Below are 9,291 nucleotides of genomic sequence, written 5' to 3'. Positions count from 1 at the left end.
GCCTCTCATCGCTGATAATACTGATCCTTGCAGGATTGGAAACGTAGGTCGCTGCCTAGTTGATCATTTCTTCTTTACTTACTACAAATCATCAATCCATAACTAACAAATAAATCAAATCAATATGAAACTTAACAGTAAAATTTACTGTATATTTAATCTACGAGAGAATCTTCTATAGCCCATTTATGATTTATTATATCCATATTTACTTTATATAATCTATTTAAAAAATATTCTCGCTCAACCTCTTTCGCACCCAAGCTTTTTAGATGATTTGTCGGCACCTGACAATCTATAAAATCATATCCCCAATTTTTTAAATGAGTAATTAAAATAGCATAGGCAGATTTTGAAGCATCGTTTATTAATGAAAACATAGATTCTCCACAAAAAACTTTTCCAATTGTTAAGCCGTAAAGGCCGCCAACTAGCTCTCCATCAAGATAGCTCTCTACGCTATGAGCAATTCCCATATCATGTAAAACGGAGTAGGCTTCAATTATCTCCGATTGTATCCATGTTCCGACTTGATTATCTCTTTTTGTTTTGCTACAGTTATTTATAACTTCTATAAAGTTAGAATCGAATTTATACTCAAATTTTTTCATACTTTTTTTGAGTGAACGGCTTAATTTAAAATCATCAAGTTCCATAATAAGTCTTGGATTTGTTGACCACCAAATTATTGGGTCATTTTTTCCATACCAAGGAAATATTCCGTTTTGATAAGCACGAATAAGCCTTGATGGACTTAAGTCTCCTCCCCATGCAACTATGCCGTCTTCATTGGCATCGTTAGGGCTAGGAAAAGTAAGTTCATGTTTTAGAAGTTTTGGAATCATATTAAACATGTACTCTTACACAATTTCAACAAGCTCAAGCTCTTTGAATTTTAAAATGAGTTTTTTATTAAAAGAGACATTTACGCTGCCACCACCCTTAAGTCTGCCAAATAGAATTTCATCACTTAACTTGTTTGTAATGTTGTCCGCAATATATCGCTTAATAGGTCTTGCTCCCATTTCAGGAGAGTATGCACTATTTGCTATAAATTCTATTGCTTTTTGAGAAATTGACACTGTAATCTTTCTTTTTTTAAGGTCGCTGTTTAGCTCATCTATAAATTTACTAACTATGCCTTTTATTACCTCATTATCTAGTTGTTTAAACTCTATTACGGCACTTAGTCTGTTTCTAAATTCCGGTGTAAAAAATGATTTTAACTCTTCATTTTTTGATAAAGAACTATCTTTATTAAATCCCATTACATTTCTGGCATTTGCCCCTATATTTGAAGTCATAATTAAAATTACATTTTGAAAATTTGCCTTATATCCGTTGTTATCGGTTAGAGTGGCATTATCCATAATCTGAAGTAAAATGTTGACCAAATCGGGATGTGCTTTTTCAATCTCATCTAAAAGCAACACAGAATAAGGGTGTCTTTTTATTGCTTCGGTTAATAACCCTCCTTGTTCATACCCTACATAGCCTGGAGGTGCTCCGACAAGCCTGCTTATTGCATGTTTTTCCATGTATTCGCTCATGTCAAATCTCTCAAAATTTATACCTAGTATCTGACTAAGAGATAGTGCTAGTTCTGTTTTACCGACACCGGTGGGACCTGAAAACAGAAACGAAGCGATAGGTTTATTTGGAGGTGTGAGCCCAGCTTTTGATATTTTTATAGCTTTTGTGACCTCCGCAACCGCAATATCTTGTCCTATCACTTTTTTTCGTAAATTTTCTTCAAGGTTAATAAGAGATTCTGTTACATTTTTAGTTACTTTTGAGTTTGAAGTACCTAACATTTTAGAGATAGTATTTTGTATATCGGATGAGCTTACTACTCTTTTTTTCTTGTTTTTTAGATGAAAGGATGCCGCAGTTTCATCGATAAGGTCAATTGCTTTATCAGGCAGAAATTTATCTGTTATATATCTTTTTGACAAATCAATCGCACTTTTTAAGGCTTTATCGGTAAAGGTTACGTCATGATGAGCTTCATACCTGCTTTTTAGCCCTTTTAAAATTTTGTAAGTCGCCTTTATAGAGGGTTCATTAACATCAACTTTTGAAAATCTTCTGCTTAGAGCTTTATCTTTTTCAAAACCGTTTCTATACTCTGCAAAAGTTGTTGCACCCATACATTTTAACTCTCCTGAAGCAAGTGCAGGTTTTAGCTGATTTGCCGCGTCCATAGTTCCGCCAGTTGCACCTGCTCCGATAAGAGTATGAATTTCGTCAATAAATAAAATGGAATTTGGAATAAATTTTAACTCATCCATAACACCTTTTAGTCTTTTTTCAAAATCTCCTCTGTATTTTGTACCTGCTAGCATCGCACCTAAATCAAGTGCGAAAAGTTCTGAGTTTTGTATAATTTGAGGAACTTTATGTGCAACTATATTTAGTGCCAGACCCTCGGCAATAGCAGTTTTGCCTACACCTGCTTCTCCGACTAAAATTGGGTTATTTTTCTTTCTGCGACATAAAATTTGAGTAACCCTTTGTATTTCATCGTCTCGCCCTATAACGGGGTCAATCTTGCCTTCTTTAGCTTTTTTAAGCAGATTTATAGAGTATTTTTGAAGATATGACTCTTTTTCGTCGCCACTGTTTTGCTTGTCCGTGTGCGAAATTGTTTCTAAAATATCAAGTCTTGAAATTTGATACTCTTGTAACAACATGTAAGCAAAAGAGTTTTCTTCATCATACATAGCAACAATCAAATCGCCAATGTCTGCACTACTTTGTCCAGAACTTTGGATATGCTTTATCATTCTGTCTATCAGTCTTGAAAGCGCAACGCTTTCATATGGCTCTTCATCTATATTTTGTGGAAGTTTGCTAGAGTTTGAATAGATGTGCTGTTTTATAAGTTCTTTCATCTTTTGGACATCCCCGCCACATGTAAAAATAATTCTTGCACCTTCAGGGGAGTTTAAGAGTTGATAAAATACATGTTCAACCGTAATATATTCATGCTTTAACTCTTTTGCAAAAAGAATTGATTTTTGAAAAACTTCATTTAATGAGTAACTAATCATTACTCTTCCTCCATTTCGGCTTTAAGCGGAAAACCGCTATCTCTTGCTTTTTTATGAACTTGCATCACTTTTGTTTCGGCAATTTCATGAGTATAAATTCCGCAAACACCTTTATCATTTTTATGTATCTCAAGCATTACCGCTTCGGCTTCTTGTGGACTTTTATGAAATACACTCTTCAAAACATCTATAACAAACTCCATAATAGTATAGTCGTCATTTAATAATAAAACTTTATATTTTTTAGGATCCTTAATCGATATCTCGTTTATAACTTCTAAATCTATATTTGTTGCCATAATTTTCCTATAATGATTCTCATTTAACAGTTTATAAATTATAACAAAATTGAGACAACTATGGCTAAAAGAATTTTTGTAACAGCAACAAATACGGACATCGGGAAAACATATACGACAAAACTTTTGTTAAAAGAGTTTGCATCCAGAGGGCTAAAGGTAGGTGTTATTAAGCCGATAGAAACAGGCGTAGTAGATTACCCTGCTGATGGTGAAGAGCTGTTGGAGTGTGTTAAAGAACTAAATCCAAAGCTATGGTCCCTAGAAGTTGAAGATATTGTTCCTATTACTTATGCCCTTCCTGCAGCACCATATGTAGCTTCAGGCAATACGCCTCTTGATATCGGAAAAATATTGCTTAAACTTGAAGAGCTTGAAAACTCATGCGACATCGTAATAATCGAAGGTGCAGGCGGATTATATGTTCCCATTGATGAAAAGTACATGATGATTGATTTAATCTCAAAACTAGATGCAGTTGCACTTTTGGTTACGCACTGCTCACTTGGTTGCATTAACGATACCCTTTTAAGTAAAAAAGCACTTGAGGGTAATAATATACCGTTTGCAATCGCATTTAACTGCAAGGATAGCGAGAAGAGCTTTGCAGAGACATCGGAACCCTATTTTTTAAAAACCGGGCAAAAGGTTTTAAAAATAGCTCGCGATATTGATATTATATGTGATGTCTTGTATAATTTGCCAAATAGATAAAATTCCCGCAAAGATTAAAAATAACAGAGGATTTATATGAAGCATTTGATTCGTACGGATGATTTTACACTTCAAGAGATAGAGTTGATTTTAGAAGATGCAAGAGTCTTTAGTGATGGCAGATTTGATAGAATCTTAAAAGACAAAATTATAATTACACTCTTTTTTGAAAACTCTACAAGAACCAGAAGCTCTTTTGAGATAGCCGCAAAAAGACTAGGTGCCGAGATTGTTCATCTTGATGTGGCAAATAGTTCGACTAAAAAAGGCGAGACTTTGGTTGATACTGCAATGAATTTAGATGCTATGAATCCTCATGCGATAATTGTGCGACATCAAAATTCAGGTGTGCCGAAAATATTATCAAACCACACAAAAGCTTCGATTATAAATGCTGGAGACGGTGCACATGCACATCCTACTCAAGCGCTTTTAGACCTTTTTACTCTTAAAAAACATTTCAAAGATGTTAAAGGAAAAAAAATAGCGATAGTAGGAGATATAAAAAACTCAAGAGTTGCAAACTCAAATATAGAGCTTTTGACAAGATTCGGGATGGAGGTTATTTTAGTCGCTCCTCCGCAATTTTTGCCAAAAACCAATCTAAGAACAACTCACTATATAAATGAAATAATTGATGAAGTCGATGCTATTATGAGTCTTAGAACTCAGACAGAGAGACACTCATCTCAGACTTATGCTTCGCTAAAAGATTATGCAAGTGATTTTTGTATAACGACGGAGTTAGTAGGAGATAGAGACATAATACTTCTTCATCCCGGACCGGTTCACAGAAATATAGATATTTGTGACGCTCTTTTAGCCGATAATAGATGCAAAGTGCTGGAACAAGTTTCAAATGGTGTAGCTATCAGAATGGCAGTGCTTAAAAAATTAATTTATGACGTTTGATGATTTAAACTCTTTTGGAAAAAGAAAAGAACCTTTTTTATTTATATCTGATTTTAAAGCCCAAAATTTAATAGTTATACCTCTAAACGAGATTGAGTCGCATGATATTGAGTTTTGCATAGATGAAAATTATCCTATAAAATTACATGTAGATTTTTTAGAAAAAAAAGCGGTTTCCTTTAGTGAGTATAAAAAAAAGTTTGATTTTGTAATAGAAAAAATAAAAGCAGGCGATACTTATCTTTTAAATTTAACGCAGCCTACAGCTATAAAAACTACCCTTTCGCTAAAAGAGATATTTAAGTGTTCAAACGCCCACTATAAACTAAGATATAAAGATGAATTTGTCTGTTTTTCACCTGAGAAATTTATTCAAATAAAAGAGTCAAAAATCAGTACTTATCCGATGAAAGGTACTATTGATGCATCAATACCAAATGCAAAAGAGATAATATTAAATAATCAAAAAGAGATGGCAGAACATGTTATGGTAGTTGACCTTTTGAGAAACGATTTATCAATTATTGCAAAAAATGTTAAAGTAGAAGAGTTTAGATATATAACCCAAATCGAAGCCGGTGAGAAAAAACTTCTACATGTAAGCTCACATATAAGCGGAGATGTAGGAGACGATTGGCACTCTAAAATAGGAGATATTTTAAATTCCCTTCTTCCGGCAGGAAGTATAAGCGGTGCGCCGAAAAAAAGCACACTGGATATAATTAATGAAGTTGAAGGGTATGAGCGCGGATATTTTAGCGGAGTGTTTGGCGTGTATGACGGAAAAACATTAGACAGTGCGGTAATGATAAGATTTGTAGAAAAAACAGAAAAAGGCTACATGTATAAAAGCGGCGGAGGAATTACGCTTGACAGTGATGTAAAAAGTGAATATAAAGAGCTTTTGGATAAAGTATATCTACCCTAAAATATAAAAAATGAGATATAATTTTTTTAAAAATGAAGGTTAATGTATGTATTTAAAAGATTTAAAATTCTCTTTGTGGGCTGATTTTATTGAGCGAGACTACTTAGATAAAGAGTTTAAGGAACTCATAGATAGTAAAATAGTAAACGGAGCGACTTCAAATCCTGCAATCTTTAAAAATGCTATATTAAATTCAAGTGCATACAAGGAACAACTCTCAACACTAGCTTCTTTAGCTCCAAAAGAGAAGTATGAAGCAGTGGCAATATACGATATACAAAAAGCGGCAGATATATTAAAGCCTTTGTATGATGTAAATGACGACGGATATGTAAGCATAGAAGTTGACCCGTTTCTTTGCGATGATGCTGAAGCAACTATTGCAGAGGGAGAGAGACTTTTTGGGCAGATAAATCGTAAAAACGTTATGATAAAAGTCCCCGCGACTGATGCCGGTTATATCGCCATGGCTGAGCTGACATCAAAAGGTATCCCCGTAAATGCAACACTTATATTTAAAAAAGAACAAGCTCTCTCGTGTGCAAAAGCTTTTAAAGAGGGTGTCGCAAAACATGGCTCAAAGGTTGATACCGTAATAAGTGTTTTTGTAAGCCGTGTAGATAGGGCTTTGGATGAAGAACTATCTAAAGGCGGTGTTGAGACTGCACTTAGCGGAATATATAACAGTGCCGACATATATGCAAAGATACAAGAGATGAATGTTGAGGGGTGCAGAACTCTTTTTGCAAGTACCGGTGTAAAAGATGATTCTTTGTCTCCACACTACTATATAGAAAAACTTTTGGCATACAATAGTGTAAATACGGCACCCGTAGATACTATAAAAGCTTTTGATGCAAATGGGGAAAAAGTTAGTGCATTGCCGATTTCAAACGAAATTATAGAAGAACATTTTAAAAAAATAGAAGGATTGGGTATAGACTTTGATGCTGTTTTAGATAAGCAGATATCTGATGGATTAAAATCTTTTAAAGACGCGTTTAGGGATATATTGGAGTCGTTATGATTGAGAATGAAGTGGATGTAAGCAAATTAACGTTTGAACAGTTAGAAAAGATTAGAGGGTATCTTAAAAAACTAATCGATAACGGCGGAAGTGACTTACATGTTAAAGCAAACAGCGGGATTAGGGCTAGAATTAACGGGACAATAATTCCTTTTTCAGGAAGTATCTTCTCATATGAAGATGCAATGACTCTATCAAAAGAGATGTTACGTAGCAGATTTATAGAGTTTGTGGATAATAAAGAGATTGATTTGGTTTATCAGTTTGATGAACTTAACCGTTTTCGTGTAAATATTTTCTTTCAAACAGACGGGCCATCTTTCGTGTTTCGTGCTATTCCAATGCAGGTACCTACAATTGATGCGATGAATTATCCTGAAATAATAAGAGAATTTACTAAAGAGTCAAGGGGGTTAATCCTAGTTACAGGCGCAACAGGTAGCGGTAAATCAACTACTTTAGCTGCTATAATAAATGAGATTAACATAACACAAAAAAAGCATATTATTACTATTGAGGATCCGATAGAGTTTGTTCATAAAGATAGAGGCTGTATTATAAATCAACGCTCAGTCGGACAGGATACTATCTCTTTTGGACGAGCATTAAGAGCTGCGCTGCGAGAGGATCCAGATATTATACTTGTGGGCGAAATGAGAGACCGTGAGACAATTGAACTAGCACTTCATGCCGCAGATACCGGACATTTGGTTCTCTCGACCCTGCATACAATAGATACTAAAGAGACAATCAACCGTATTGTGGCTATCTTCCCAAACGAAGAGCAAAATCGTGTTCGTTTTTCACTAGCCGGAGTACTAAAGGGGATAATTTCGCAAAGACTCATTCCTACCATAGATGATAGAAGAGTTGCTGCTATGGAGATTTTAGTAAAAACACCCACGGTTGAAAAATTGATTTTGGAAAATCGTGATTATGAGATTCGAGATACCATAGAAAAAGGGCGAGAGTACTATAAATCTCAAAGCTTCGACCAACATATTTTTGATATATATAATCAAGGAATTATTACAAGAGACAGAGCAAGAGAATATGCAACAAGCGCATCTAATTTAGAATTAAAAATTAATGGACTAAAGAGTATAAATATGAGTGAAAGTTCAAGTCCGCAGAGAAATCAATCAAAAAACAACGAAGATGTATTTGATTTAAAATAGAGTCGTTTAACTGCACTTAAAGCTTAAATAGATATAATTGCGGACATTTTTTATTAAGGATTTAATATGTTAGAAGGCATTATTAGAGAGAGTATTGGCAAAAAGGGCACGAAGGCACTTCGCCGTGATGGATATCTAATTGCAAACATTTACGGAAAAGGGCTTGAAAATATTCATGCTGCGTTTAAAGAAAACGAGTATATCCGTACTGTTCGCAACAAAGATACTTTGGCGTTTCCTATCAAAATAGGCGCAAAAGAGATGAATGTTGTTGTTCAATCATATGAGGCACACCCTTTAACAAGTAAACTTTTACATGTTGATTTGATGGTAGCGCAAACTGGCGTTTTAACTCATTATCATGTGCCGGTTGTTCCTGAGGGCGATGCAGTAGGTCTTAAAAACAAAGGTCTTGTGCATATTTCAAAACCTCGTTTAAGAGTAAAAGCTGCTATAGAAAATGTTCCAAATAGCATAGTTGTTGATGTTAGTAAAATGGATGTAGGCGATGCTAAAATGGTTCGTGATATAGCAAAAATCGAAAATGTTACATTCACAGATGCTGATCGTGTATCTGTACTAAGTGTAATAAAAGCTAAATAATTATGCTCATAGTCGGTCTGGGTAATCCTGGCCCGAACTACGAACATACTCGTCATAACATAGGTTTTATGGTTGTTGACGAGTTAGTAAAACGACAAAATTCTCAAAAACTATCATCATCGTCATTTAACGGCGAGCTTTTCAAGTTTTCAAATCATTTTTTATTAAAACCGCTTACTTTTATGAATTTATCAGGCATTGCAATTGCCGCTGTTAAAAAATTTTATAAAATTGATGAGGTTGTTGTAATACATGATGATTTAGACTTGCCTTTTGGCGCTCTTCGTTTTAAAAAAGGTGGCGGACACGGCGGACATAACGGACTCAAATCAACGGATGAATCTATATCAAAAGAGTATATAAGAATCAGAATGGGCATAGGAAAGCCTGAACATAAAGGCGAAGTAGCCTCTTATGTTTTAAGTAATTTTAGTAAAAATGAGCAGGAGCATCTAAGTGAGTGGATTAGATTTACATGTGAAGCTGTTGAGTTTTTACTAAATAACTCACTAGAAGATGTTAGTTCAAAATATTCAATTAAAAAATTTCAGCTAAAATAAGATTAAATTTTTTGAGG

Annotated in this window: 10 protein-coding genes; 7 read left to right on the top strand and 3 right to left on the bottom strand. The window is 34.5% G+C overall.

Going from position 1 to position 9,291, the window contains the following annotated elements:
* Window positions 1–155 precede the first annotated feature (155 nt).
* From aat to A2530_RS05580, 3 genes are read right to left on the bottom strand one after another with little or no spacing between them, the layout of a single operon-like run.
* Entirely contained in the window at window positions 156–845 is a 690-nt protein-coding gene (aat, locus tag A2530_RS05590) for a leucyl/phenylalanyl-tRNA--protein transferase (RefSeq protein WP_294886388.1), read from the bottom strand.
* A gap of 15 nt (window positions 846–860) precedes the next feature.
* On the bottom strand, window positions 861–3,053 hold the full coding sequence (locus A2530_RS05585; RefSeq protein ID WP_294886380.1) for an AAA family ATPase: 2,193 nt from the start codon (window positions 3,051–3,053) through the stop codon (window positions 861–863).
* Window positions 3,053–3,352, bottom strand: coding sequence for an ATP-dependent Clp protease adaptor ClpS (locus A2530_RS05580; RefSeq protein ID WP_294886377.1), 300 nt, complete (start codon window positions 3,350–3,352; stop codon window positions 3,053–3,055). The genes A2530_RS05585 and A2530_RS05580 overlap by 1 nt, the downstream gene beginning before the upstream one ends.
* Before the next feature lie 60 nt (window positions 3,353–3,412).
* Here A2530_RS05580 and bioD point away from each other — a divergent pair, with 60 nt between their 5' ends.
* From bioD to pth, 7 genes are all read left to right on the top strand, one after another.
* Window positions 3,413–4,066, top strand: coding sequence for a dethiobiotin synthase (gene bioD / locus A2530_RS05575; RefSeq protein WP_294886375.1), 654 nt, complete (start codon window positions 3,413–3,415; stop codon window positions 4,064–4,066).
* Between the two features lie 36 nt (window positions 4,067–4,102).
* Window positions 4,103–4,978 carry an aspartate carbamoyltransferase catalytic subunit gene (locus A2530_RS05570; protein WP_294886373.1) on the top strand — a complete coding sequence of 292 codons (876 nt, stop codon included), beginning with the start codon at window positions 4,103–4,105 and terminating at the stop codon, window positions 4,976–4,978.
* Entirely contained in the window at window positions 4,968–5,906 is a 939-nt protein-coding gene (locus A2530_RS05565) for an aminodeoxychorismate synthase component I (RefSeq protein WP_294886371.1), read from the top strand. The genes A2530_RS05570 and A2530_RS05565 overlap by 11 nt, the downstream gene beginning before the upstream one ends.
* A gap of 46 nt (window positions 5,907–5,952) precedes the next feature.
* Window positions 5,953–6,933 carry a transaldolase gene (locus A2530_RS05560; protein WP_294886369.1) on the top strand — a complete coding sequence of 327 codons (981 nt, stop codon included), beginning with the start codon at window positions 5,953–5,955 and terminating at the stop codon, window positions 6,931–6,933.
* Window positions 6,930–8,111 (top strand): type IV pilus twitching motility protein PilT, encoded by a 1,182-nt coding sequence (locus tag A2530_RS05555; protein WP_294886367.1) that lies wholly within the window; start codon window positions 6,930–6,932, stop codon window positions 8,109–8,111. The genes A2530_RS05560 and A2530_RS05555 overlap by 4 nt, the downstream gene beginning before the upstream one ends.
* Before the next feature lie 66 nt (window positions 8,112–8,177).
* A complete protein-coding gene (locus A2530_RS05550) occupies window positions 8,178–8,714 on the top strand; it encodes a 50S ribosomal protein L25/general stress protein Ctc (protein WP_294886365.1) in 537 nt (178 codons plus the stop codon).
* The gene (gene pth, locus A2530_RS05545) at window positions 8,714–9,274 is read left to right on the top strand and encodes an aminoacyl-tRNA hydrolase (RefSeq protein WP_294886385.1); all 561 of its coding nucleotides are present in this window, start codon (window positions 8,714–8,716) and stop codon (window positions 9,272–9,274) included. Before A2530_RS05550 ends, pth begins: the two co-directional genes overlap by 1 nt.
* The last annotated feature ends 17 nt before the right edge of the window (window positions 9,275–9,291 follow it).

The organism is Sulfurimonas sp. RIFOXYD2_FULL_34_21, assembly GCF_001830805.1.
Classification (GTDB): domain Bacteria; phylum Campylobacterota; class Campylobacteria; order Campylobacterales; family Sulfurimonadaceae; genus Sulfurimonas.
Note: the sequence above shows the minus strand (reverse complement) of the source record. Positions and strands in the feature narration are given on the sequence as shown.